Annotated in this window: 20 protein-coding genes and 1 pseudogene; 2 read left to right on the top strand and 19 right to left on the bottom strand. The window is 65.7% G+C overall.

The window, feature by feature from the left end:
- Positions 1 to 442 precede the first annotated feature (442 nt).
- The 19 genes from nagA to FLG15_RS03220 all read right to left on the bottom strand — a co-directional run bounded on the left by nagA (position 443) and on the right by FLG15_RS03220 (position 21,369).
- Positions 443 to 1,597, bottom strand: coding sequence for an N-acetylglucosamine-6-phosphate deacetylase (nagA, locus tag FLG15_RS03310; RefSeq protein WP_057677756.1), 1,155 nt, complete (start codon positions 1,595 to 1,597; stop codon positions 443 to 445).
- A gap of 2 nt (positions 1,598 to 1,599) precedes the next feature.
- Positions 1,600 to 2,628 carry an SIS domain-containing protein gene (locus FLG15_RS03305; RefSeq protein ID WP_057677755.1) on the bottom strand — a complete coding sequence of 343 codons (1,029 nt, stop codon included), beginning with the start codon at positions 2,626 to 2,628 and terminating at the stop codon, positions 1,600 to 1,602.
- 6 nt (positions 2,629 to 2,634) lie between these two features.
- Positions 2,635 to 3,702 (bottom strand): LacI family DNA-binding transcriptional regulator, encoded by a 1,068-nt coding sequence (locus FLG15_RS03300; protein WP_003482633.1) that lies wholly within the window; start codon positions 3,700 to 3,702, stop codon positions 2,635 to 2,637.
- Positions 3,703 to 3,742: 40 nt separating this feature from the next.
- The gene (locus tag FLG15_RS03295) at positions 3,743 to 5,020 is read right to left on the bottom strand and encodes a sugar MFS transporter (protein WP_057677754.1); all 1,278 of its coding nucleotides are present in this window, start codon (positions 5,018 to 5,020) and stop codon (positions 3,743 to 3,745) included.
- Between the two features lie 43 nt (positions 5,021 to 5,063).
- The gene (locus FLG15_RS03290; protein ID WP_039573304.1) at positions 5,064 to 5,786 is read right to left on the bottom strand and encodes a GntR family transcriptional regulator; all 723 of its coding nucleotides are present in this window, start codon (positions 5,784 to 5,786) and stop codon (positions 5,064 to 5,066) included.
- A 398-nt stretch (positions 5,787 to 6,184) separates the two neighbouring features.
- On the bottom strand, positions 6,185 to 6,898 hold the full coding sequence (gene gspN / locus FLG15_RS03285) for a type II secretion system protein N (RefSeq protein WP_057677753.1): 714 nt from the start codon (positions 6,896 to 6,898) through the stop codon (positions 6,185 to 6,187).
- A gap of 5 nt (positions 6,899 to 6,903) precedes the next feature.
- On the bottom strand, positions 6,904 to 7,380 hold the full coding sequence (locus tag FLG15_RS03280; protein ID WP_057677752.1) for a type II secretion system protein M: 477 nt from the start codon (positions 7,378 to 7,380) through the stop codon (positions 6,904 to 6,906).
- On the bottom strand, positions 7,377 to 8,465 hold the full coding sequence (gene gspL, locus FLG15_RS03275; protein ID WP_057677751.1) for a type II secretion system protein GspL: 1,089 nt from the start codon (positions 8,463 to 8,465) through the stop codon (positions 7,377 to 7,379). Before gspL ends, FLG15_RS03280 begins: the two co-directional genes overlap by 4 nt.
- Entirely contained in the window at positions 8,462 to 9,451 is a 990-nt protein-coding gene (gene gspK, locus FLG15_RS03270; protein WP_057677750.1) for a type II secretion system minor pseudopilin GspK, read from the bottom strand. The genes gspL and gspK overlap by 4 nt, the downstream gene beginning before the upstream one ends.
- Positions 9,451 to 10,053: a type II secretion system minor pseudopilin GspJ gene (gene gspJ, locus FLG15_RS03265; RefSeq protein WP_057677749.1), complete on the bottom strand. Its 603-nt coding sequence runs from the start codon at positions 10,051 to 10,053 to the stop codon at positions 9,451 to 9,453. The genes gspK and gspJ overlap by 1 nt, the downstream gene beginning before the upstream one ends.
- A complete protein-coding gene (gspI, locus tag FLG15_RS03260) occupies positions 10,050 to 10,430 on the bottom strand; it encodes a type II secretion system minor pseudopilin GspI (protein WP_057677777.1) in 381 nt (126 codons plus the stop codon). Before gspI ends, gspJ begins: the two co-directional genes overlap by 4 nt.
- Positions 10,414 to 10,878: a GspH/FimT family pseudopilin gene (locus FLG15_RS03255; RefSeq protein WP_150145529.1), complete on the bottom strand. Its 465-nt coding sequence runs from the start codon at positions 10,876 to 10,878 to the stop codon at positions 10,414 to 10,416. The genes gspI and FLG15_RS03255 overlap by 17 nt, the downstream gene beginning before the upstream one ends.
- A 57-nt stretch (positions 10,879 to 10,935) precedes the next feature.
- On the bottom strand, positions 10,936 to 11,400 hold the full coding sequence (gene gspG, locus FLG15_RS03250) for a type II secretion system major pseudopilin GspG (RefSeq protein WP_150145527.1): 465 nt from the start codon (positions 11,398 to 11,400) through the stop codon (positions 10,936 to 10,938).
- 27 nt (positions 11,401 to 11,427) lie between these two features.
- On the bottom strand, positions 11,428 to 12,630 hold the full coding sequence (gene gspF, locus FLG15_RS03245; protein WP_057687023.1) for a type II secretion system inner membrane protein GspF: 1,203 nt from the start codon (positions 12,628 to 12,630) through the stop codon (positions 11,428 to 11,430).
- Positions 12,617 to 14,104, bottom strand: coding sequence for a type II secretion system ATPase GspE (gspE, locus tag FLG15_RS03240; RefSeq protein WP_057679664.1), 1,488 nt, complete (start codon positions 14,102 to 14,104; stop codon positions 12,617 to 12,619). Before gspE ends, gspF begins: the two co-directional genes overlap by 14 nt.
- A 4-nt stretch (positions 14,105 to 14,108) precedes the next feature.
- Positions 14,109 to 16,187, bottom strand: a complete 2,079-nt coding sequence (gspD, locus tag FLG15_RS03235; protein ID WP_150145525.1) for a type II secretion system secretin GspD — start codon at positions 16,185 to 16,187, stop codon at positions 14,109 to 14,111.
- Entirely contained in the window at positions 16,184 to 17,002 is an 819-nt protein-coding gene (locus tag FLG15_RS03230; RefSeq protein WP_150145523.1) for a type II secretion system protein N, read from the bottom strand. Before FLG15_RS03230 ends, gspD begins: the two co-directional genes overlap by 4 nt.
- Positions 17,003 to 17,161: 159 nt before the next feature.
- Positions 17,162 to 19,819, bottom strand: a complete 2,658-nt coding sequence (locus FLG15_RS03225) for a TonB-dependent receptor domain-containing protein (RefSeq protein ID WP_150145521.1) — start codon at positions 19,817 to 19,819, stop codon at positions 17,162 to 17,164.
- A gap of 77 nt (positions 19,820 to 19,896) precedes the next feature.
- Positions 19,897 to 21,369: a beta-helix domain-containing protein gene (locus FLG15_RS03220; protein ID WP_209225725.1), complete on the bottom strand. Its 1,473-nt coding sequence runs from the start codon at positions 21,367 to 21,369 to the stop codon at positions 19,897 to 19,899.
- Positions 21,370 to 21,556: 187 nt separating this feature from the next.
- Here FLG15_RS03220 and FLG15_RS03215 point away from each other — a divergent pair, with 187 nt between their 5' ends.
- Positions 21,557 to 22,417, top strand: a complete 861-nt coding sequence (locus FLG15_RS03215) for a 2OG-Fe(II) oxygenase (protein WP_057678355.1) — start codon at positions 21,557 to 21,559, stop codon at positions 22,415 to 22,417.
- 272 nt (positions 22,418 to 22,689) lie between these two features.
- Positions 22,690 to 24,735 (top strand): annotated as a pseudogene (locus FLG15_RS03205) (TonB-dependent receptor).
- The last annotated feature ends 51 nt before the right edge of the window (positions 24,736 to 24,786 follow it).

The following is a 24,786-nucleotide window of genomic DNA, read 5'->3' as shown; positions in this document are numbered from 1 at the left end:
ACAAGGCGGCGCACCCGAATGTTGCGGCGCAAAGTATCTGCGCACGCGGCGTGTCTTGCGCATGCGAGCATCGATGATGCGCATGGAACTCGCGGAGGTTTAAGCGCTGCGCTGTCGTCCGATAGACGATCGCCAGCTGCAGGCGTGTCGGGCCAGACAACAGCCTCTCCACCGCAGGACTGGTTTCATCGTTGCCTCAGGGCGTGCACGGCGCCAGCGTCCGGCATAGTTCCGGCTGCCTGCAACAACACCTGCACATCAGGTGCTGGCGGCAACGAGCGCGTTGGTCGGGTACGCAAGGCCAAGCATGCGACATGCGCAGATTCAATGCAGGGCCCGCTGCACGCCCTGCATTTCAAAGTTCAAACACAACCCACGCACCGCATCACACAATGCGGTGCGCACGATGCATAGATCGGCCAAATCGTGTTGTCCGTGGCGCTTAATCGCGCTGCCCGGCCACCCACGTGCCCAACACCTGCACATCGTCATCCACCAGTACCAGATCGGCCTGGTAGCCGGGTGCGATGCGTCCCAGGCGTTCGCCCAGGCCAATGCATTGCGCAGGATAGGTGGAGGCCATGCGCGCGGCTTCGGCCAGGTCCACGCCCAGCCAGCGCACGCTGTTGCGCACGGCAGTGGCCATGTCCAATGCAGAGCCGGCCAGTGCACCGTCGGCATTGCGCACCACGCCATCCACGGCGGTGATGGTTTCGCCATAGAGGTCGAAACTGGCGCTGTCGCTGCCGACCATCGGCATGGCGTCGGTCACCAGCAGCAGCTTGCCACGCGGTTTGGCCGCCAACGCCACACGCAGGCTGGCCGGATGCACGTGCACGCCGTCGACGATGACGCCGCACCACACATTGGGGTCTTCCAGCGCAGCGCCCACGGCATTGGGTTCGCGCCCGGCCAGTTGCGACATCGCGTTGTACACGTGCGTGAAGCCGCTGACGCCGGCGGCAATGCCATCGCGGGCCTGCTCGTAGGTGGCCGCAGTGTGGCCGGCAAACACGATTGCGCCGCCAGACACGAACGCGCGGATGTCCTCCACCGGCACGCGCTCGGGGGCGAGCGTGATCAGGGTGACGCCGTTGTCCAATGAGGTATCGACAGCAATCTCGTGCGCGTCCGGCACCCGGAACTTGTCTGCGTCGTGCGTGCCCTTGCGCGCAGGACTCAGGTACGGGCCCTCCAGATGGATGCCAAGCACGCCGGGCACGCCTTGTGCGATGGCCTGGCGCGTGGCATCGATCGCTTCGGCCATCACCTGCGCGGTGTCGCTGATCAAGGTCGGCAGCATGCCGGTGGTGCCGAAACGACGATGCGCGGCCGCAATGGTGGCCAGCGCCTGCGGGTCGCGTGCGTTGTTGAACAACACGCCGCCACCGCCGTTGACCTGGATATCGATGAAACCCGGCAGCAAGGTGGCGCCGCCCAGATCCACGCGCGTGTGCGCCTGCGCAACACGCGCATCGTCGGCCGGCACGATCGCCTGGATCTGCGTGCCAGCCAGTACCACGACCAGGCCATCCTGCAATCCGTTGTCGGTGAGCACGCGTGCATTGCACAGTGCCTGAGTCGCGAGAGCATGCATGATCAGACGGTTTCCGTGACCTTGTTCAGATGCGGCGGAAGATCGGGATTGTTGCCGCGCTGCAGCGCCAGTGCATTGATCGCGCGATAGAAGCTCTGCACGGTCAGCAGCGGCGCGCAGGCCGGGTGCGCGGCGTCTGCCAGCGGTAAATCGCCACCGGGCGCAGCCAGCCACACCTGCGCGCCACGCGCACGGAATTCTTCGGCCAGTGCGCGGGTACCGGCGCCGGTTTCGTCGGGCTGTGCGAACACCAGCACCGGGAAGCCCGGCCCCACCAGGGCCATCGGCCCGTGCTTGACCTCGGCCGAGCTGTAGGCTTCGGCGTGCAGGCCGCAGGTTTCCTTGAACTTCAAAGCTGCTTCCTGCGCTGCGCCCAGGCCCAGCCCGCGGCCGAGCACGAACAGGTTGTGCGCAGGCACCAGGCCAGCAGTGAGCGCCGACCAATCGGCCTGCCACGCGCTGCGCAACTGCTGCGGCAAGGCATCGAGCGCGGCCAGCAAGGCCGGGTCGTTTTTCCACACAGCGCCCAGATGCAGCACCGCGGCCAGCGAGGCGAGATAACTCTTGGTGGCGGCCACGCTTGTTTCCGGGCCTGCGCCCAGCGGAATCACCACCTCGGCCAGTTGCGCCAGCGGCGAATCTTCCACGTTGACCAGGGCGACCACGCGCGCGCCGGCAGCCTTGGCGGCTTCGGCATTGCGCAGCAGATCCGGGCTCTTGCCCGATTGCGAAATCACGATATACAGCGCGCCACGCAGCTGCAGCGGCGCCGCGTAGACCGAGCCCACCGATGGCGACGCAGATGCGGTGACGATGCCGAGCTGGGTTTCGAACAGGTACTTGGCATAGGTGGCCGCATGATCGGAGCTACCGCGCGCGCAGGTCACCACGAACGGCGGCGGGGTCTGGCGCAGCGACTGCGCAAGCGCGGCGATGGTGTCGGCATTACGCGCGAACTGTGCAGCCACCACATCGGCGGTCTGCGCCGCTTCGCGGAACATCAAGGTCTCGGTTTCGGAGGGAAGGCTCATCGTGGCTCAGGCAGATTCAGGAGGAAGGGGTTTGCCGGTGGACGCAGGCGCCGGCGCGGTGGAGCCGCGCACCACCAATTGCGGCACGAAGCCGCGGCTCTGCAATTGCGCCGGTTGGTCGTCGTAGGCGTCGCTGCGCAGCTGGCTGATCAACAAGCGTGCGGCATGCCGCGCGATGTCGTCGGTGGCCTGCTTGGCGGTGGTCAATGCCGGCCACGACTGGCGCGAGAACGGGCTGTCTTCGAACCCGGCGATCGACAATTGATATGGCACGTTCATGCCGGTGGACTTGGCTGCGGCCAGCACGCCTGCCGCGATTTCGTCATTGCTGCCGAAGATGGCGGTGGGCGGCTCGCGCAACGACAACAGCCGGCGTGCGCCACGGAAGCCATCGTCGAAGGTGTAGTCGCCGGGAATCACCAGGTGCTTGTCCAGGCTGATGCCGTAATCCTTCAACGCCGCTTCATAGCCGGCGTAACGCTCGCCGCTGGAGCGATGTTGCGGGCCGCCCCACAGGAAGCCGATGCGTTGATGGCCGAGCTGGATCAGGTGCTCGGTGATTTCATAGGCGGCGTCGCGGTCGTCGATATACACGCACGGGCCGTCGCCGGGGTCGTCGGTGGAGGCGATGATGCGCACGCTCTTGATGCCGCGCGCGGCCAGGCCGGCCAGCAACTCCGGCCGTTCGGACATCGGCGCGGTCAATACCACGCCGGCCAGGCGCGAGCGCTGCACCCATTCGGCCAGTTCTTCGGCCAGCAACGGCGAGGTGGAATCGCAGGGATGGATCTGCAGGCCGAAGCCGGTTTCCCGGCACGCCGCCAGCACGCCGTTCTGGATGCCGATGATGTGGTACGGGTTGGGATTGTCGTATACCAGGCCGATCACGAACGGCGTGCCGCTACGCAGGTTGCGCGCGGACGGGTCGGGTTCGTAGTCGAGATCGGCGATGGCGCGCAGCACGCGTGCGCGCGTGGCCTGCATCACCGACGGCTCGTTGTTGATCACCCGCGACACGGTCTTCAACGAGACCTTGGCGCGTTCGGCGACATCTTTGATGGTGGGCCTGCGCATGGATGTACCTTGTCCGTCGGAACGCATCATGCCGCCGCGATCACTTGGCCTGGGCCGGCAGGCCCACGCGATGACCGCGCAGCGAATAGAACAGGATGTACAGATAGCACGGCACCATCAGCGCAGCGAACACGACCTGGAAGTCGTAATGCTGCTTGAGGATGGCGAACAGCTGCGGAATGATCGCGCCGCCGGCAATGCCCATCACCAACAGGGCCGAGCCGATTTCGGTGAAGCGCCCCAGTCCGCGAATGGCCAGCGGAAAGATCGCCGGCCACATCATCGCGTTGGCAAAGCCGAGCGCGGCCACGAAGCCCACCGACACATAATTTTCGGTGAACAAGGCACCCAGCGAGAACAGCACACCCAGCACCGCCGAGACGCTCAGATAACGGGCCTGCGAGATCACGCGCGGAATCAGTACCAGGCCGGCGATATAGCCCAGCAACATCGCGCCCAATGTGTAGGAGGTGAAGATCTTGGTGCTGTCCAACGGGAGACTGAAACCGTGCCCGTAGGTACCGATGGCATCGCCGGCCATCACTTCCACGCCCACGTAGACGAACAGGCAAAGCACGCCCAGACACAGGTGCGGGAACTGGAAGATGCTGGATTTCTCCACGCCACCGCTCGCGCCCGGCGTGGCATTGGCTTCGGAGGGCTTGAGCTCGGGCAGCGGCGAGAACAGCACGCCGATGGCCAGCAGCAACAGCACACCGGACATCACCAGATACGGCGCGTGAATCTTGGCGGCGAAGGCGGTGAGCAAGCTTTCCTTGGTTGCCGCATCGGCGCTGGCCACCTGCGCGGACAGGTCACCAATGCCGTGCAGCACCAGCGAGCCGATCAGGATCGGCGCCAGGATGCCGGCAATCTTGTTGCAGATGCCCATCAAGGCAATACGGCGCGCGGCGCTTTCGATCGGCCCGAGAATGCTGATGTACGGGTTGATCGCCGTCTGCAGCAGGGCCAGGCCGCTGCCGATGACAAACAGGCCGCCCAGCGCGCCCGGATACCAGCGCTGCGTGGCGAACTGGCCGAAGCCTGCTGCGCCCACAGCCATCACCACCAGGCTCAGCGCCAGGCCTTTCTTCATGCCGGTGCGTTTGAGAATCCACGACGAGGGCAAGGCCAGAAAGAAGTACGACAGGTAGAACACCATCAGCACCAGGAACGCGTTGACCTCGTTGAGATCGAACGCCAGGCGCACGAAGGTGATCAGCGGCCCGTTAATCCAGGTGAAAAAGCCGATGATGAAGAACAGCACGCCGACGATGGCGATCGAGACAACGGGATTTGCGGGCCTGGCGGTAGTCATGGATCGGCTGGCTCTGAGGTTGTCGTAAGGAATGCCGTTGGCATCAGCGGCGCAGTTCGGCGACGAAATCGTAGAAATCGTTGTGGCAATAGGTGTCGGTCAATTCGATCGCACTGCCATCGCGGGCATAGCCCACGCGCACCACATGCAAAATCGCCTCGCCGGTCTTCATGCGCAGGTGTTCGGCCAACCGTGCGGGCAGATTGATGGCGCGGAAGTACTGCAGTGCGCGCACCACCGGCGTGCCCTGCGCATCGAGATAGCTGTAGAGCGAATCGCCGATCTGCTGCGGGTCGGCGACGATGCGTTTCGGCAGCACCGCGTGCTCGTAGGCCATGACGCGGTCGTCGGCGCTGCGCAGACGCGTCAGCGAGGCCACCGCCGCATCCGGCGACAAGCCCAGCCGCAAGATCTCTTCACCATGCGCCGGGCGCAGCCGCCGCTCCAGCCAGCGCGTGCCGGGTTCATAGCCCTTGATGCGCAGCGTCTCGCTGAAACTGGTCAGGCCGCTGAGCTGATGCTGGATCTGGGTGGTGACGAAGGTGCCGGCGCCCTGCCGGCGCGAGACCAAGCCTTGTTCGACCAGCACATCCACCGCCTGGCGCAGGGTCACCCGCGAGATCTGCAGCCGTTCGCACAGCTGGCGCTCGGCCGGCAGCGCCTCGCCGGCCTTCCACTGCCCGCCGCGAATGGCATCGCTGAGCTTGGCGGCCAGTTGCAGGTACAGCGGCGTCGGCGCGGAAGCCTCCAGCGCCAGCGCGTCCATCCTGGGGTCGTCGTCCGTCCTGGCATTGGTTCTGGGTCTGGCCACTGCCTGTCCTCCGGACCGACTTGGATTTGTTAGGTCCAATATAGTACCAATTCGTCCCGCGTGCATCAGGCCCCGGGCGCCCCCCGAATGCACCCGATCGGGCGAGGCATAGGGCTGCGGCGGATCGGCTGCACTCCCCTGGCCGGCGCCGTGCAGGCCCGCCAGAGCTGATGCGCAGGTTGCGTGGGCGCTGACGAATGCCGCGATCACTCGACACCGCGCCATGGCGAAACGTTTTCCGGCGGATGCCCCGGCGTGCTGCTTGGATCGGCCGCGATGGATGCGCCAGCGGCGCCGCATGCACGCGCATGGTGCAGGGAAACCGGCGCTACGGCGCGCAGCCAGCGATGGCGCTAATTGCGCAATTGACCGTGGTCGTTGCGCACCAACCCGCGCTCCGGTGTGGCAGCGAAGCCCAGCAACTGCAGGCCGACGCCCAACACCGCGTCCTGCGCCGGATCGACGCGCGACTGCAGCTGCCAGCGTCCGTCGGGCCAGAGTTGCAGCTGTGCTTCGGCCTGCACGCCGGCGGGCAGTGCGGTATCGGGCACCAAAGTCAGCACGGCGATGTGGTCCACACACGCCGGCTGCCCGGACAAGCGCAGCGGCGACAGACCGGGCAGCTCGCCCGCGCCGCTAGCCAGCACTTGCAGACTGACCCGCCCGTGCGCCCGCACACAGCCGGTGGCATCGAATAGCAGATCCATCTGCTGCAACTGCAACGCCAGATCGATCAGCGCCACGCCACCCGGCTGACGCACCAGCAGTTGGCCCTGTGCATTGCGCATGCCGCGTTGCGCGCCATCCACCAACAGCAGTTGCAACTGTGTGGACTGCAATTGCACCTGACGTTCGCCACGCACCAGCGGCCAGACCCGCGGCCGCACCGCCACATCGCCGAACGCGACGCCTTGCCATTGCACCTGCCGCAACGTGCCGGCCCAGATCGGGCCCTCCACGTCCAGCACCGAAAACGGCAGCCCCTCGCGTGGCAGCACCAGGCGCAACGGGACAAACGCCAGCAGCGCGACACCCGCCATCGACAGCAAGAGCAAGGCCCAACGCATGCGAGTCACGGTCCCGATTCCGCAAACCCGCAGCGTACGCGGAGTTGGCCCTGCTCGCGTGCCACGCGCAGGTGGGTCGGCGCCAGGCCGTGCGCCTGTCGCAATCGCTCAAGCCAGCCGAACAGCGTGGCGGCGCTGACGGCATCGATCTGCACCTCCACCCCGCCCGCGGCACTGCGCTGTTGGGAGGTGATGTCGACGCCGGCATCGCGTGCGCTGCTTGCGATGATCTCGGCCAAGGCCGCTGGGCCCGGTGCGGCAGCGCGTCCGGTCGATGCTGCCTGCGCAGATGCATCGAGCACCAGCTGCGCAGCGTCGGCATAGCGCGCCCAAGCCCGGTCATGCCAGTGGCGCAATGGCATGTAGAGCGCGTACCAACCCACGAAGGCCGCCAATGCCGCGCACATCACGCCCAGCATGCGCCGCTCTCGCGGCGCCCGCGCCTGCCACCAGTGCGTGCCGCGTTGCACAGCTGCCTTCATCGCAACGGCTCCAACGCAAACGGTGTCCGCATGCGACCGTCTTCGACCTGGCTGCTGCCCGGATCCAACTGCCAGCCGGCATCCGCAAGCCGCGCCGAGAGCTGTTGCAGGCTGGCGTCATCGGTGTGCAGCAAGGTGGCACGCAACGGCTGTGCGGCGTTGTAGTCCAGCTGATCCAGTTCTGCCGCTGGAAGGGCATCGACTGCGGCGAACAAGGTGCTCAGTTGCACCGCCAGGCGATCGGTCGCCGTGCGGGCCTGCCGACGCGCCTGCAATGCGGCGGGCACCGCCGCTGCATCGCGCACACCCAACTGCGTGGCGGCGCGCGTTTGCAGTACACGCGCACCGATCTCGTAGCGCAATGTCTGCGCCAGCAAAAGCAGTGCCGGCGAGAGCAGCACCAGTGCGGCCAACACCGCCAGACGGCGCGGAGCGCGCTTTTGCTCAGCAGCGGCCTTGTTCGCGAACCGGTGCTGCAGAAGATTGATCGGCACGTGGGCAGCGTTGCGCGCAAAGCAGGCAATGGACTGCGTCGGATCGGGCACCGGCAGCACGGCCGGCACACCATCGCCCAGCAGCAGACGCGCCGCCTCTGGCTCCAGGCTGCAGGCCAGCTGTACGCCGCGGATCAGCCAACGGCCATCCCAGTGCATCAGCGCGACCGTTGCATCGGCACCGGGCTCCAGCAGCAGGCAATCCGGCACCACCGCATCGGGAACACAGCCCAATTGCGTTGCGCGCGCCAGCCAGTGTTGCATCACCACGCTGTCCACTGCGGCAACCAGGCGCGTGCCATCAGCCTCCGCGCCAGCGGCAATCACCACATGCAAGGCCTGCGCGTCGACAGCCAGATGCTCGGCCAAATGCAGGCGCGCAGCAGCCCGTGATTGCGCCATGCTACGGCCAGGCAAACTCAACCAGCGCAGGTGCACATCCACACCCGGTACCACCAGGAGGGTACGCGCGGATGGCTCAGGCGGCGTCGTGGCCCGCTTCACCGATTGCACCTGCCCCTGCGCATCCACACGTACCGCAGTGGATTGAGCACCAGCATCGGTTGGCAGCAACAACAAGGTGGTGGTCATTGATCAGAACTCCATTGGCGCGCGACCAGCCGGACCCGGCCGGCCGTTTCCTGTTGCAGCAATGCTTCCAGCATGACCTGCGCGCCGGCATGGTCGACCTGGCTGTAGAGGGAGAAGTAGCGGGTGCGCAGTTCGAGCTGTTCCAGCACCGTATTGGACAGCCCGGCCTGCATCAGTGCCGGCTGGCTGAGAAACATCCTGATGTCGCGCCATCCTCCGGCCGGCCGCGCAGCAATGATGCGCCGCGCGGCCGGCAGCTCCAGCGCTCCTTCGGTCAACGCCACCAGCACCGGCGCATCGTCCAGGCGCAGCGTGTTGATATTGATCGGCGACAAGCGGCCCTCCGGCAATGCGCAGACATACGGCTGCAGTTGTGCGATCAGTTGCGGCGTATAGCCGTCGATGGCGCGCAGTTCGCTGACGCCCGCGAGCAAGGTGGCACCGGTACGCCGTGGCGCGGCGGCCTGCAGGTAACGGTCGTCTTCGGCGCCGTGCGCGCCCGGCTGTGTGTCGGAGTCGATCCAGTCAACCAATGCGTCGGTCAGCGCATGCGCCTGTTGCGGGGCGATGCCCAACACCTCGAGCAATGCACGATATTGGCGTACACCCTCGTCGCTACGCTGCCATTGTTCGGGTGCACCAACCACCACGCTGTTGAGATTGAAGCAACCGCCGCGATCGCGCAGGCGCACGCTCACCGCGCCGTCGTCCAACGGAAAGCGGATCGGCTGGTCGTTCCAGCCGCCGTCCAGCGTCGTGCGCAGCGGATCCCGTTTGGACAGTGCCTGCAAGCGTTGCCGCGCAACGGCCTCGCTGCCCAGCGCGTACCACTGCGCTTGCGTCATCGCCTGGCCATTGCCGCTGCGGCGCAGACCAAAGCGCAGGTCTTCCAGCACGGTCGCCATCAGCAAGGTCATCACGGCGACCAGCAGCAATACTGTGAGCAAGGCCACGCCGCGTTGCCTGGCAGGTGCGTGCAGTGCCATCACGTGCGCCCTTCCGGCAACAGGAACAGTTGGCGCACGCGCCCCCAGTGCTCCAGGTCCAGCTCCAGCGCGATTGCATCCGGCAACGCTTCAAGCCCGCCGCTCCAGCCATCGCTCCATTGCGCCCGGTAATGGAATGCCACCGCCGCCGAACGCACGCCGCGCAACAGCACCTGCGGCGTGCCAGTTGCCGCGCCGTCGAGCGCAGGGCGTGCGCTGCGCTCCAGCCGCCCCTCCACGACCCGGTATTCCACGTATTGCAGCGACGCACGCGGCGCCTGGTCCGGATTGCTCCAGCCACGTCGCACAAACCCGAACAACGGCCCGTACGTTCCAGGCGCACTGGCGACAAATGCACTGCGTGCGGCGCTGCCCTCGCTGTTGCGCGTGCGGCGCACGGCAGCCTGCTGCAGGTCGCTGCGCAGCAGGCCATGGGCCAATTGCAAGTCGCGAATCTGCTGCAGCCGCGCACGCACGGCATCGCGCTGGTCGATGCTCTGCCGCATCACCATCACCGCGGCTGCGGCCACCAGTGCGAACACCGCCAGCGCCACCAGCAATTCGATCAAAGTGAAGCCGCGCGTGCGCTGTTTGCGGATCATTCGGCGCTCCGCAGGATAGTCAGACTCGCAACTTCCTGCGCCTGGCCTGCGGCGCGCACGCGCACCTGGATTTGCAACAAGCCCGCAGCGCCAGCCGGCGTCGACTGGCGTTGCCATTCCCAGCTGCGCCCGCCGAGCACCACCTGCCCGTGCGCAGGCGCGCCAATCGCGGCAGCCGGCGCCAGCGTCGCCTCGATCGCCTGATTCTCGGCCACCACCGCGGCCAACGCACGCTCCTCCAGCACCACGGCGGTGCGGGTACTCTCGCCGGAAAGGTTCAACAGGCCAACCGCCGCCATGGCGAAGATCGCCAGCGCGACGATCAGTTCGAGCAGCGAGAATCCACCTGATGCGCGTGCGTCAGCGAGATGGCGCATCAACCTGCACCACGCCTGCGGCATCGATCACGACCTGTACCTGTTGGCGGCCGTCGCCCAACGCGATGCGCTGCGGTGTGGCCGCACCGGTGGGGTCGAAGCGCACACTCACGCGTCTGCTGTCGGCGGGCAGCTGCGCCTGGATGCCCTGCGGCCAACGCATCGCGGCAAATGGCGCTTGATCCAAGGCAATCCACTGCTGCTGCGCCTGGCGACGGAAACCATAACCGCCGGCATCGATGCCGACCTCCACCATGCGCAAACTCAGGATCGCTTCGTCGCGTGCATGTATCAGTGCGCTGGCCAGCGTGTCGGCATGATCGTGCAGATCGCGCCGCGTATCCGGCAAGGTCATCACCACCAAGGTGCTGGCCAGCGCGGCAATGACCAGCACGGCAAGCATCTCCAGCAAGGTGAAGCCACGCGCGCAGCGGTTTGCCACGCGCATCTGCAGGCGCGGGGAACACTGCCCTGGAGGGCCCAGCATTGCGGACACGGCCGGCACTCAGCGCCAGTTGCCGATATCGGCATTGTCGGCGTCGCCACCTTCGGCACCGTCTGCGCCAAACGAGTAAACGTCGAAGCCGCCCTGGCGGCCCGGGCGCCGGTACTGGTATGCATGCCCCCATGGGTCTTCCGGCAGCCGGCGGATATAGCCGCCCTGCCGGTAGCGTTCCGGCCGCGTCAATCCGCTCGGCGGGTTGAGCAAGGCTTGCAGCCCTTGTTCGGTGCTTGGGTAGCTGAGGTTGTCCAGGCGATAGGTTTCCAGCGCCTGCTCCAGTACCGCGACGTCGGCGCGGGCTTTTTCCACCATCGCGCGATCCTGGCTGGGCATCACATTGATCATCACCACGGTGGCGAGCAGGCCGATGATCACGATGACCACCATCAGTTCGACCAGGGTGAAGCCACGCGTGCGACGACGTGCCGTCAGCGAGCGAACGCGTGCACGAGGGTGGATGTACTGCATGACGATCTCCAAGATGAGAGGCCGCGCTCAGCCAAGCGCGAGGGTATTGAATTGCAGGATGGGAAGAAGGATCGACAACACGATCACCGCCACCACGCCGCCGAGCAGCACGATGATGGCCGGCTCCAACAGGCTCATCGCGGCGGCGGTAAAGGCCTCGAATTCGCGTTCCAGGTAATCGGCGGCACGCTCCAGCATCGGCGCCAGGCGTCCGCTATTCTCGCCGCTGGAGGCCATGTACAGCAGCGTTGGCGGAAACACCCCCGCACGCTTCATGGCCGCGGCCAGGCTGCCGCCTTCGCGGATCGCGGTGACCATGCTATCGGTGGCCAGGCGTAGTGCGCGGTTGTCCACGGTGCGTGCGGCAATCATCAGCCCCTCCATCAACGGCAAGCCGCTGTTGACCATGATCGCCAGGGTGCGCGCCATGCGCGCGGCGTGCAGATCGCGAATCAGCCGGCCCAGCAGCGGCGCACGCAAGAGCGCCCGGTCCGCGGCCAGGCGCAGCGCAGGGCGCTGGAGCAGCCGTGCCGTTGCAACCAGCGCCACCACCAGTGCAACCAGCAACGGGATGCCTGCGTGCAGCAGAAACTGCGACACGCCGATGACCGCGCGCGTCAGCCACGGCAACGCGCGGCCCATCGAATCGAACTGGTCCACCACCTTGGGCACCACGAAGGTCATCAGTACGATCACCACCGCACCGGCCGTCACTGCCAGCGCCGCCGGATACACCAATGCAGACTGTAATTTGCTGCGCACTTGCGCCTGGCGTTCGAGCAGATCGGCCAGTCGTTCCAGCACCTGCGGCAACGCACCCGCGCTTTCGCCGGCGGCCACCATCGCGCGATACAACGCAGGGAACGCCTTGCCCTGGCGTGCCATCGCATCGGACAGTCGAAACCCTTCGACCACCAATGCATGCGTCCGGCTGGTGACCCGACGCACGCCGCGGCGTTCGGATTGGGTGCCGATGGTGCGCAAGGCCTCTTCCAGCGGTGCGGTCTCCACCAGCGTGGCGAGCTGGCGGGTGAACAGCACCAGATCCTTGCCGCTGAAGCGCGCTGCGCGCCCAGACGTGCTGGCGGTCGCGGCCGCAGCCTCCACACGCACCGGCACCCATTGCCGTTGTTCCAGCTGCGCACGTGCGCCGTGCACGCTGTCGGCACTGATGACGCCGTGCCGGTTGCGCCCGTGCAGATCGAGCACGGTGTAATCAAACTGCGGCATACGCGTCTTCCTGTTGGCGGGTGACGCGCAGCGCTTCTTCCAGCGTGGTCAGGCCCTGCAGCACCGCCGCGCGTGCCGCATCGGCCAGCCGCGGTGCGCGCGCGAAGGCCACCGCAGCCAATGCATCTTCGTCGGCGTTGCCGCCGATCAGGCGGCGCATCGCATCGTCCACGGCAATGGCTTCGTAGATGCCCACGCGCCCGACATATCCGCTGTGGTGGCAGGCGTTGCAGCCCACCGCTGTGTAGATCGCCGCATCGGCCGGCGCTTCCAACAGGTGGGCCGTTCCGGCGTCGATCGGCCGTGCACTGCGACATTGCGTGCACAAGCGCCGCACCAGCCGCTGCGCCAGAATCAGTCGCAGACTGGAAGCCAGCAAGAACGGCTCGATTCCCATATCGCGCAACCGCGTGACTGCGCCCACCGCATCGTTGGTGTGCACGGTGGAAAGCACCAGATGGCCGGTGAGGCTGGCCTGTACCGCAATCTGCGCGGTCTCGGTGTCGCGGATCTCGCCGATCATCACCACGTCCGGGTCCTGGCGCAGGATCGCGCGCAGGCCGGCGGCGAAGGTCATGCCGACACGTGCGTTGACCTGGGTCTGGCCGACACCGTCGATGGCGTATTCCACCGGGTCTTCCACGGTGAGGATATTGCGCGAGCCATCGTTGAGTAGGCTCAGCGCCGCGTACAAGGTCGTGGTCTTGCCAGAGCCGGTGGGGCCGGTGACCAGCACGATGCCATTGGGCACCTGCAATGCACGCTGCACGGTGTGCATCGCCGCAGCTGGCATGCCCAGCTGCGCCAGCGACAGCGTGCCCTGCTCCTTATCCAGGATACGCAGCACCACCCGTTCGCTGCCGCGCGTGGGCAACGTGGACACCCGCACGTCCAGTGCCTTGGCCCCCATCACCAGCGACACGCGCCCATCCTGCGGGATGCGCTTTTCGGCAATATCCAGCCGCGCCATCACCTTGACGCGCGACACCAGCAGCGGTGCGATGCGTCCGGGCAGCGTGGCCGCCTCGCGCATCACGCCATCCACGCGCAGGCGCACGCGCAAGCGCGATTCGTAGGATTCCAGATGCACGTCGGATGCACCCAGCCGTGCGGCCTCGGCGATGATGCCGTTGATCAGGCGGATGATCGGCGCATCGTCCTGGCTGTCGAGCAGATCGGCGGTGGGGATGTCGTCGATCAACGAATCCAGGCTGCCATGCAGATCCAGCGCTTCCACCTGCACGCCTTGCTCCAGCCCGGCATCGGCGTAGATCTCCGACACATGCCGGTCGAACACCGACGGCGCCAGCGTGCGCACCTGCAACGGCATGCCCAACGCGCGGCGCAACTCGATCAGGGCCTGCACATCGCCACCTTCGCGCAAACCGATTTGCGCGGTGGTGTCGCTGCCAAGCAACACTACGCCGTGACGCTTGGCGAAGGCATAGGAAATGCTGGCACGGGCGGCACTCATGGCATCAACGCTGCACGGGACGCGCGCCGGGCGCAGGTGGCGTTGCAGTTGCCGGGACACCTGACGACGGACCGGCCGGCAGCTGCGGCGGCTGCGCACGCAGGTAGTCGCGTACCAGGGCATCCAGCGCCGCTTCCGGATCGCCATCGGCCAGCTGACGCTCGCGCAGGTAGTTGTAGCGCGGCGCGGTCATGCGCTGGGCATCGGCTGCATCGCGAATGATGGTGGGGCGAATGAACACCATTAAATTGGTTTTGTCGCGGTTGCGCGACCTGTGCCGGAACAACGCGCCCAGGCCGGGCACATCGCCAAGTAACGGCACCTTTTCCACGGTCTGGCGGTCGTTCTGGTCGAGCAGGCCGCCAAGCGCGACGATGGCGCCGTTTTCCACCACCACGCGTGTTTCGATCTGGCGCTTGTTGAACACCAGCTCCGACGACTGCGCGCTGACCGGCCCGGCAATCGCCGAGACTTCCTGCTTGATCGCCAGCGTGATGCCGCCGGCGGTGTTGATCTGCGGGCGCACTTCCAGCTCCACGCCCACATCTTGGCGCTGGATGGTGCGGAATGGGTTGTCGTTGGCCGCGCCGAGCACTTCGCCGGTGGTGATCGGCACCTCCTGGCCTACCAGGATGCGCGCCTGCTCGTTGTCCAGCGTCATGATCGAGGGCGTGGACAACAGGTTGGAGCCTGTGTCGCTCTTGACCGCATCGATGATCATGCCGAACACCGCATCGTCGCTTTGCCCGGCCAGGCCGATCAAGCCGCCACTCAAGCCCAGCAACGATTGCGCAGCCACGTTGCGCGCCTGTTCCAGCACCGAATCGTCGTCGGCATTGCCGCTGCGCGTGCCAGCTGCCGCCGCTGCCAGCGGCACGATGCCTGGCGCCGCGCCGCTGTATTGCGTGGCGAGCAAGGGCACCGTGCCATTGCGGCCAGCCAGCAGCAGCTGCACGCCCAGGCGCTTGGCGGCGGTGTCTGAAATCTCCACCACGATCGCTTCGACCAATACCTGCTCGCGATGCACATCCAGCTGCCGGATCACATCCATCAAGGCGCGCTGGGTTTCCGGATCGGCATTGATGATCAACGCATTGGAGCCTGGGTAGCGCACGATCACCGGGCGCTTGCCTGCCGCCGGCGCGATCACCTGCGTCTGCGCCGCGCCGCTCGCGGCTGCCACATCCACTGCATTGGTACGTGTGTCTTGCCCGGCCTGCGCCCCGTTGCCTGGCGCCTGCCCGACCAGCTGCTGCAGCACCGGCAACAATTGCTCCGCGCTGGCGTGCTGCAGGCGCACCACGCTGACGTCGCCGCGGCGCTCGGCGCGCCCGTCCAGATCGACTGCGGTGCGCACCACGCGCTGCACCAGTGCGGGGTCGCCACGCACGATCAAGGAATTGCTGCTTTCCACCGGCAACACCGACAACACATTGCTGCGCTCGCCGCCTTGCCCAAACAGCGAGGTCAAGGTGCGCGCCAGTTCCTGCGCCGAGCTATTGCGCAGCGTCACCGTATCGATGGCCGCACGGTCGGTGTCGATCTGCGCCACCAGCGTGCGGATGCGTCGCAGATTATCGGCGTAGTCGGCAATCAACAGGCTGTTACCTTGCGGCATCGCCATGATCACGCCACCGCGCCCGATCAGCGGCTTGAGGATTTCTGCCGCGCTGCGTGCGTCCACGCGCTGCAGGGTGAAGACCTGCGTGGCAAATCCCAGGTTGCCGTTGGCCGCGCTACCCGGCTGCTGCGCGGCGGTGTCGTCGGGAATGATGCGGTAGGTCGATGGCCCGCTGGATACCGCAATCAATCCATTGGCACGCAACACGGCCAGCAGCATGCCCAGCAGATCGGCTTCGGACATCGCCTGCGCGCGCGCCACGTTGACCGAGCCCTGCACACGCGTGTCCACGATGAAGGTAATGCCAGTGGCGCGCGAGACGTCCTGGATGAAAGCGCGCAGGTCCACGTCCTGCAGTCGCACTGCCGGCGCATCGGCAGCATGCAGTGCGGTCATCGGCACCGCGGGTAGCGCGAACAACAACGCGGCCGAGAGCAGCCAGAGCGGGCGAACAGCAGTCATTGCGGGCGCTTCAAGGTCATGGTGTGGGTCTGGCCGTCGCGGCGGTAGGTCAGCGTGGCGCTCTGGCCATCGCGCAATTCGTCCTGCAACTCGCGCAGATGTTCTGCATCGAGCGTGCGGCCATTGATCTGGGTGAGCACATCGCCCGGCGCCAAGCCGGCCTGACGCAGCAGCGCGCCATCGCCGCGCGGCATGATGGTGAAACCGCCGCCATCGGCGCTGGCGCGCAGGCCGGCACTGGCGAGCAACTGCTGCGGGTCGACGGCGGTGGCTGCGCTCGTGCCTGCTGCCGCGCTGACATTCGATTGCACTGTTGCAGCGACGGCGGCCGATGCGGTGGCCCCCGTTGCTGCAGGAGGGAGCGCTGCTGCCGCAGCACCGGATTCACCCAATGCAATGCGACGGACACTGCCGCCCGCGCGCAGCAGCACATGATCGGCCGCGATCGCCTGCACCACCACGCCGGTCGCAACCGTGTCGCCTACGCGATAGACGCCTTGCCGGCCATCGCTACCGCTGAGATAGGCGGCCGCCTGGGCGCCGCCAGCACGCACGCCGTGCAGCACGATGCCATCGCTGTGGGCGTCGGATGCGCTGCGATAGAACACATCGCGATGCAATGCCGACACGTCAGGACGCGTGACCGAAGCGCGCTGCGCAGTGCCCAACGGCCCGATCGGCGTGAGCACCAGCCACAACAGGCGCACACCTTGCAGCACCAGCAATGCAACCACGCCGCACGCCACCGCCGTGCGAGCGCCCGGCGCCAGCAACAAGGAATTCAACGAGGGCCAGGCGCGCTGCAAAGCGGACATCCGTCTCAGGATTTCGATTGGATGACAGAATGCGGCGACAATGTGTCAGTTCGAAGAAACCGATGACACAAACCGACACACGGCGCCACATGAAAAATGCAAAACGCCCGCCATGCGATGCACAGCGGGCGTTTGCGACACGGGCAACCGCACCTCAAATCAGAAGCGCGCTGTCACACTGATGTCATAGCTGATGCCAGGCTGGTAGGTGTAAAGGTCCACCCGGTTGCTCCCCACCTCCTGGTACTCCTGGTACTTGGTCTTGAGCAGGTTGCGCGCGGCAAAATTCACCGACACCGTATCGCCCGACCACGCCAGCCCCTTCTTGATCACCAGATCCAGCGAGGTGCCCGGTTTGTCGATGTAGTCCGGCTGCCCGGGGCGACCACGCGCGGACACCCGCTCGCCCACGTAGTTGGCGATCAATGTCGCCTGGCTGTGCGTGCTCTCGCTTTCCACGCCGATCTGCAGGTTGGCGATGTCATCGGACTGGCCTTGCAATGCCGAGCCATCGCGAATGAACAAGGTTGCCTGCACCGGTGCACTGAAGCCGAACGGCTGCACCGTATCGCCATCGCTGGCACTGACCTTGGACTTGGTGCGCGTGTAGTTGCCGGACACGAACATGCGCTTGTCGCCCCACCAGTCGGCAGTGATCGGCAACTGCAGATACTTCTTGGCCTCCAGCTCCACGCCGTACAGGGTGGCCTTGGGCGCATTGATGAAGCTCTGCACGATGCCACCGCCAGGGGCGTCGTTGACGATGGCTTCGATCGGCTTGTCGATGTTCTTATAGAACGCGCCGACGGTGACGTACTGGCCCGGTTCGAAGAACCATTCGTAGCGCGCATCCAGGTTGACCAGCTCGCTATCGACCAAGAACGGGTTGCCGAAGAACTGGCGGTCGATGTCCGGGTCCAGATACTGCTGTGGCGCCATTTCGCGAAATTGCGGGCGTGCGATGGTCTTGGAAGCGCCAAAGCGCAGCTGCTGGTTCTCGGCAAAATTCCAGGTGAGCGTGGCCGACGGCAGCGCATAGCTGTTCTGCAACGGTGCCACGCCGTCCTGGCGCGTGCCGCTGAAGATGTCGTACGGATGCACCGCCTGGGTGGCGTCTTCATAACGCACGCCCGCCGTGGCGCGCAGTGTCGGCACGATCTCGCCCTCCGCCTGCAGATACGCCGCCTTGACCTTCAAGGTCGCCTCGTAGGCGGCCGCACCGAAACTGCCGGTGGTTTCGCGCAGGCGCAGCAGATCGTTGCTGAGGTTGTAATCGGAGAACAGATAATCCACGCGCTGATATTGGTTCAGGAACGGCAGCGGGCCGTCCAGCGCCAGGAAGCGGAATTCGCGGCTCCACGCGCTGCGGTCGTTGTCCAGATAGGCCAGGCCGCCCTTGACGGTGAGGTCGTGCTCCATCGGCAAGCGCCAGGTGACATCCACGCCGCCGCTGGCCACCTTGTCGTCGACCTTGCTGAAGCGGGTGTAGTTCTGCACCCGTGAGGCATCGTGCGCCCAGTAACCATCCAGCCGCTCGTAGCGAATGCCGGTTTCGTAAGGCACATCGCGGCTGGCGTTGGCCACTGCAGCCCGCCATTCGATCTTCAGATCATCGTATTGGCCGAACGCGTGCGTGCCGCGCAGCTGGTTGTTGATCAACTGCCGCGCGTACCACTCGGTGTTGTCGTCGCGCACGTCAAAACCTGCCAGCTCGTCGCGACCGGCGCGGCTGCGCGCCACCTTCAAGGTGTCGTGCACGTACAACGTGGTCCAGCCGATGGCATGCCGGCCGTATTCCCACCCCAGCCCCAGCATGCCGTTGCTGCGCACATTATTGCGGGTGGTGGCGAAGTCGTAATTGGAATTGAACTCGACGCTGTCGCCGACAAAGATACCGTCCTGCTGCTTGCCGGTGCGCGTGCGCCACTCGTTGTCGTAGCTCGCCACCGCGATAACACCAAGTTTCGCCTCGCCCACGTCCATGCTGTAACCGGCGCTGCCGCCGACATTGACGTCCGGAGCGATGCTGTCCTTTTCCTGCAGCACATACAGGTTGGCATCGTTCAAACTGCGCCCGATGCGGCGGATGTCTTCGCGCGAAAAGCTGCCCAGATCGACCCGGCGGCCGGTCCTGATCGCATCGCGCAAGGCAGCAGGCTGCTTGCGCGTACCATCATCAAAACCCCACTCGTCATCGTCGGAGCCGTAATATGTCAGGCCTTTTTCGCCGGTGCTGACGCTGTTGGCGCCGCCACCCACGGTCAACGACAGGAATGGCTTGTCGGGGATTTCCATCGATTGCAGGTCGATCACGCCGCCGCCGAATTCGCCCGGATAATCGGCCGAATAGGTCTTTTGCACGGTCACGCTGGCCAGCACGTCGCTGGGGAACAGGTCCAGCGGCACCACGCGCTGCATCGGCTCGGGGCTGGGCAGCGGCGAACCGTTGAACAACGCCGACGAATAGCGCTCGCCCAGGCCGCGCACATACACATACTTGCCGCGCGACAAGCTCAGCCCGGTGACACGCGTCAGCGCCACCGCGGCGCTGCTGTCGCCGGTGCGCTCCATGTCTTCGCGCGTCACGAACGAGGCCACTTCGGAGGTTTGCAGCATCGGCTCGGGAATGTATTCGCCACGCACCACGACCTGGTCGAGTTGCTTGGGCACACTGGTACTGGCCGCGCTGGACGTACTGCTGCCGGCGTCGGCATCGCTGGTGGTCGACTGCGCCATGGCGGCGCCGGACATCAGCAGGGTGGAAATGGAAAGAGACAGGCCCGTCCGCGAAAGACGGGCGACAGCGGAGGTTCGCATCGTGGGAGCCCTGGCAACAGAAAGATGAAGCTGGACGCATCGCACGGCGACCGATGGCCGCCGCGCGATGCCATGCCTCAGCAGGGACGATCGGCGGTCAGGCCGCAGGTCCAGCCCTGCCACCACGTGTCGTTGGCATCGCGCACGCCACCGATGTAGTTCACCTGCTGGAAGAAGCTGCTCACCCCGTTCAAGCCCTGAAACGCCGGTACTGCGGATTCATTGACGCCATTGACGAAGGTGTTCTGCAATGTGGACACGCCATTGGCGACATTGTTGGTGCCGGCCGCAAACTGGCTGGCCGCACGCGCGTCGCTGCCGAAGGCGGTCGGGCAAGCGAAGAACACCGAGTTGAAGGTACCGAGCGTGTCCGTATCGGCCAGGTTGAAGCACACCAGGCCATCACCGGTGCCGCCGGCTGGGCGGGTCACCACCGAGTTGTAGAACGCGGCCTGCGTGCCCTGGTTGAGCATGATCGCCGCACCGGCGCGCGCATTGCCCACGTAGGTGAAATTGGCCACCTTGGGGCGCGAATACGGCTGGCGACGCAAGCTGCTCCACTCGTTCATGCGGTCGCCGCCACCGGCGCGCTGCACCACGATGCCGAACTGCAGTGCACCGCTCCAACCAGCATCGGTATCCAGCGAATCGTCGTCGGCACCGGTGATGACCAGATGGCTACCGTTGACCGTACCGCCGAACCATTCGATGCCATCGTCGGAGCTGTTGTGGATCTGCACATAATCCAGCTTGGTGCCGCTGCCCACGCCCGCCAGCGTGATGCCTTGCAATTCGTTATTCGGCGAAATTTCGAAGCCCGAATACATCACGCGCAGGTAGCGCATCGAACCGCTGTTGTCGGTGGCGTTGTTGCCGCCATAGAACGCGTTGGTCCCCTCGACCTGCGCCTGACATTCCGGCGTACCGGACACCGTGGTGCCCGGGCAGTTGTTGATCGCCGCACGCCCCAGCACCACGATGCCGCCCCACAGGCCGATGGTGTTGGCACTGACCGTGCTCTCCAGCGCCTGACGCGCGGTGAACACGATCGGCGCAGTCGCGCTGCCTTCGGCAAAGATCTGCGAACCGCGATTGACCACGATGTAGTCGCTACCGGCCGAGCCGAACAGGGTCACGCCCGGCTCGATGGTCAAAACACCCTGCGTGCTACCGGCTGCCGGTGCGGTGGCGTTGCCACCGCGGTCGGTACCTACATTGACGCGGCCGCTGATCGAGTAGACGGTGCCCGCGCGCGCCGGCACCACCAGGTTGCCATTGATGGTTTCCGGCAACTGGCAGGCGCGTAGCGTGTTGTTGGCGATGGTGCCGACGTTGGAAAAACCGCTCGGGCAATCGGCGGCCGGGCCGCTCGGCGCAGGTGCCGGCGTTGGTGCAGGCGTGGGCGCCGGCGTCGGCGCGGGGGCCGGTGCCGGCGGGAATGCGCCTTCACCTGGCGAGGCGACACGGTCGGCTCCGCCACCACAGGCCGACAGCGCCAGTGCGGTACCAAACGTCATGAGAAGTGTCTTGCTGCTGTTGCGAACGGCCATGCGGCTGATCTCCAGGTCAAAGGGTCCGGTATGAAGAGGAGTCGTCAAGAATTGGTGGCGTTCCGCGCACTGCAGTGGCGAGCACGTTCAAGATCCCCGTCACTTTTATAGTGGGCATCTGTTTCATTTGTCTTACCGCGACACAATTGACATACGAGTGCCACACGACGACATGCACTGTAGAGCCATGACACACACAGATATCCCCAATCCGCTGGCCGACTGGATCGTGGCGCAAGCCATGGCCGGGCATTCGCCCGAGCAAGCGCTACAGCCGCTGCTTGATCAGGGCTGGAACGAGCAGGACGCCATCGATGCGGTCGAGGCACTGGTCCGTGCGCACATCCAGCAACACGCGCAAGCAAACGGCTTGCCGATGCCGGTGCGCGTGCCCGCGTTGCAACAGGACACCGATGCGTCGCTGCTTGCGTTGGGCGACCGCGATGTGCGCGTGCTGGTCAGCCTGTTGCTGCCACGCGTGGTGGTACTCGGCGGTTTTCTTTCCGACGAGGAATGCGATGCATTGATCGCCTTGGCCCAGCCGCGCCTGGCGCGCTCGCGCACCGTGGACGATGCAAGCGGAGAGCACGTGGTGCATGCAGCACGCACCAGCGACAGCATGTGTCTGCGCGTTGGCCAGGATGCGCTGTGCCAACGTATCGAAACGCGCATCGCGCGCCTGCTCGACTGGCCAGTCGATCACGGCGAAGGGTTGCAAGTGCTGCGCTACGCCACCGGTGCGGAATACAGGCCGCATTACGATTACTTCGACCCGGACGCAGCGGGCACCCCGGTATTGCTGCAGGCCGGCGGGCAACGCGTCGCCTCGCTGGTGATGTACCTCAACACGCCAGAACGCGGCGGCGCGACGCGCTTTCCCGATGCGCATCTGGATGTCGCTGCAGTCAAGGGCAACGCAGTGTTTTTCAGCTACGACCGCCCGCACCCGATGACACGCAGCCTGCACGCCGGTGCGCCGGTATTGGCCGGCGACAAGTGGGTGGCCACCAAGTGGCTGCGCGAACGCGCAGTGCGCATGCCCGCATAAGCACGGCAACAACGCGCCGGCGGGATCGGTCACGTCGGCCGCCAGCGCGGAACGGCACCGCACCTGCATCGCCTGCAGTGCGGTGGCTATTGGCGGTTCCCCACGCTGCGCATCGCCAATACGCAAACCGCGCACCACGCGTTGCAACACGATTCTTTGCTGACCGTCGCCAAAGACGGCAGCAGCACACCACGAATTGAATTTGCCATAAAATGTTATAACATGTCATTCCTGACACATGTTTCCATTGGCCCCCAGGTGTTGCCCGCTTCATGAAGATCCATCCCCTCGTGGCGACTGTCGCCGCTCTGCTGTTTGCTGCCGACGCACGCGCGCAGTCCTCCGATTCGGCACTGACGCTCGGCAAGGTCGACGTCCATCAGCATCACGAAGGCCAGCTCAGTGCGCATCAGGTGCTGACGTCGGTGGATGTGCTGGGCGCCGACCAGATCGAGGACAAGAACGTGTCCTACAGCTGGGAATTGCTGGGGCAGATGCCAGGCATGCAGTTGACCGAAACCCGCCAGGGCGCCGAATCGGGCAAGGTCAGCTTCCGCGCCTTCAACGGCGAGGGCTATCTCAATGCGATCAAGACCCTGATCGACGGCATTCCCAGCAACGTCAACAGCGGCAACCAGCGCTTCATCGACATGCTGTTTCCGCTTGAAATCAGCTACATCGAGGTGGTGCGTGGCACCAACGATCCGCGCTATGGGCTGCACAACATCGGCGGCAACATCAACTTCGGCACCCGCCAGGGCGGCAGCTACACCGATGCCCGCGTGGCCTACGGCAGTTACGCCAGCCGCGATGCGCAGATCGCGGTCGGGCGCGAACGCGACGGATTCGCGCAGAACTACTTCATCGGCGCGCAGGCATCGGATGGCTATCGCGCGCACGATCGTTCCAGCAAGTATGTGCTGGGCGGCAAATAGTTCTACGGCACTCTCGACGACGGCATGCGCATCGGTCTGACGGCACGCACGTACCGCAACCAGGCCGACGAGCCGGGCTTCATGACCGCAGCAGAGCTGCAGGCGGATCGGCGCAGCTCGGACCGCCGCAACCGCAACGATGGCGACGACCGCGACATGCAGCAGCTCGGCATGCATCTGGACCTGAAACTGACCGACGCCCTGTTCCTGGGCAGCAAGCTTTACTACAACCGCTACGAGGACGACCGCCGGGTGACCTTCAGCGACCTGCCCATCGGCAATGCGCCGCGCCAGCGTCGGCGTTGGAACGAAACGCAGGTCGGCATGCTCAACACCCTGACCTTGCGCGCCAACGACCTGCTGACCTTGGAAGGCGGCATCAACTACGAACATCAAGACAATGCGTACCGGCGCGAGCGCTTCAACTATGCCGAGCCCACCGACTTTGCCGCAGCGCCAGCGCGCATCCAGAACGCGGACCGCTATACGTTCGACAACTGGGGCGCCTACGTACAGGCCATCTATCAGCCGGTCGAGGCCCTGAAGCTGGTGCCGGCCTATCGCGTGGACCGCTTCGACGGCGACACCCAGCTGCCGGATGCGGTGCGCGCACCGCTGCAGCGTTACGGCAGCATCGGGCAGCCCAAGCTCAGCGTGATCTACGCCCTGACGCCCAGCACCAACGTGTACGCCAACTGGGGCCGTACCTTCCAGGTGTTGACCGGCTCCACCGCCCCGGCCTATCTCACCCCAGGGCAAGCCGGCATCCGCCCTTCCACCAACACCGGCGTCGAGCTGGGCATGAAATTCAGCCCATTTGCAGGCAGCCAGGCGCGCGTCGCCGTCTGGCAACAGGATGCGGAAAACGAAGTCTCGAACATGCCGGCCACCGGCACTACCGTGACCTTGGGCAAGACGCGTCGCCGCGGCGTGGATGCGCAGATCAGCGCACAGCTGGGCGATCGATGGACGCTCTGGGCGTCGCATGCCTACCAGGAAGCCAAGATCACGCGCGACGACCGTGCCGCCGCATTGTCGCTGCAAGGCAACGAAGTCATCGCCACGCCCCGCTACATCAGCAACATCGGCGTGAACTACCGCCCGACCGAGGCGTTGCAACTGGGCCTGCAGGGGCGCGCCCAGGGCGACTACTACCTCGAGGAACGCAACGTGGCAGGCAAGTACGGCGGCTTTGCGACGCTCGACCTCACCGCGCGCTACACGATCAACCCGAACTGGAGCGTGGACATGCAGGTCCGCAATGCCACCGGTCGCGCGTATGCCTACGTGTGGTACGACAGCTTCTTCTGGGCACAGGCGCAGCCCATGTTCTCGCCGGCCGCCGGACGGCAGCTGTATCTCGGGCTGAGGATGAAGCTGTAACGGCCGCGGTCGCTGTGGCGACGTGCCAGCCGCTGGTCCGCAACGCAGCGT

Origin of the sequence: Xanthomonas phaseoli pv. dieffenbachiae (assembly GCF_008639345.1) — a bacterium.
GTDB classification, from domain to species: domain Bacteria; phylum Pseudomonadota; class Gammaproteobacteria; order Xanthomonadales; family Xanthomonadaceae; genus Xanthomonas; species Xanthomonas phaseoli.
This window is presented reverse-complemented; position numbering and strand designations above follow the sequence as displayed.

Coding starts and splice junctions, on each gene's coding strand:
- nagA (WP_057677756.1), bottom strand. CDS start 1,597: ATGCATGCTCTCGCGACTCAGGCACTGTGCAATGCACGCGTGCTCACC.
- FLG15_RS03305 (WP_057677755.1), bottom strand. CDS start 2,628: ATGAGCCTTCCCTCCGAAACCGAGACCTTGATGTTCCGCGAAGCGGCG.
- FLG15_RS03300 (WP_003482633.1), bottom strand. CDS start 3,702: ATGCGCAGGCCCACCATCAAAGATGTCGCCGAACGCGCCAAGGTCTCG.
- FLG15_RS03295 (WP_057677754.1), bottom strand. CDS start 5,020: ATGACTACCGCCAGGCCCGCAAATCCCGTTGTCTCGATCGCCATCGTC.
- FLG15_RS03290 (WP_039573304.1), bottom strand. CDS start 5,786: ATGGACGCGCTGGCGCTGGAGGCTTCCGCGCCGACGCCGCTGTACCTG.
- gspN (WP_057677753.1), bottom strand. CDS start 6,898: ATGCGTTGGGCCTTGCTCTTGCTGTCGATGGCGGGTGTCGCGCTGCTG.
- FLG15_RS03280 (WP_057677752.1), bottom strand. CDS start 7,380: ATGAAGGCAGCTGTGCAACGCGGCACGCACTGGTGGCAGGCGCGGGCG.
- gspL (WP_057677751.1), bottom strand. CDS start 8,465: ATGACCACCACCTTGTTGTTGCTGCCAACCGATGCTGGTGCTCAATCC.
- gspK (WP_057677750.1), bottom strand. CDS start 9,451: ATGGCACTGCACGCACCTGCCAGGCAACGCGGCGTGGCCTTGCTCACA.
- gspJ (WP_057677749.1), bottom strand. CDS start 10,053: ATGATCCGCAAACAGCGCACGCGCGGCTTCACTTTGATCGAATTGCTG.
- gspI (WP_057677777.1), bottom strand. CDS start 10,430: ATGCGCCATCTCGCTGACGCACGCGCATCAGGTGGATTCTCGCTGCTC.
- FLG15_RS03255 (WP_150145529.1), bottom strand. CDS start 10,878: ATGCGCGTGGCAAACCGCTGCGCGCGTGGCTTCACCTTGCTGGAGATG.
- gspG (WP_150145527.1), bottom strand. CDS start 11,400: ATGCAGTACATCCACCCTCGTGCACGCGTTCGCTCGCTGACGGCACGT.
- gspF (WP_057687023.1), bottom strand. CDS start 12,630: ATGCCGCAGTTTGATTACACCGTGCTCGATCTGCACGGGCGCAACCGG.
- gspE (WP_057679664.1), bottom strand. CDS start 14,104: ATGAGTGCCGCCCGTGCCAGCATTTCCTATGCCTTCGCCAAGCGTCAC.
- gspD (WP_150145525.1), bottom strand. CDS start 16,187: ATGACTGCTGTTCGCCCGCTCTGGCTGCTCTCGGCCGCGTTGTTGTTC.
- FLG15_RS03230 (WP_150145523.1), bottom strand. CDS start 17,002: ATGTCCGCTTTGCAGCGCGCCTGGCCCTCGTTGAATTCCTTGTTGCTG.
- FLG15_RS03225 (WP_150145521.1), bottom strand. CDS start 19,819: ATGCGAACCTCCGCTGTCGCCCGTCTTTCGCGGACGGGCCTGTCTCTT.
- FLG15_RS03220 (WP_209225725.1), bottom strand. CDS start 21,369: ATGGCCGTTCGCAACAGCAGCAAGACACTTCTCATGACGTTTGGTACC.
- FLG15_RS03215 (WP_057678355.1), top strand. CDS start 21,557: ATGACACACACAGATATCCCCAATCCGCTGGCCGACTGGATCGTGGCG.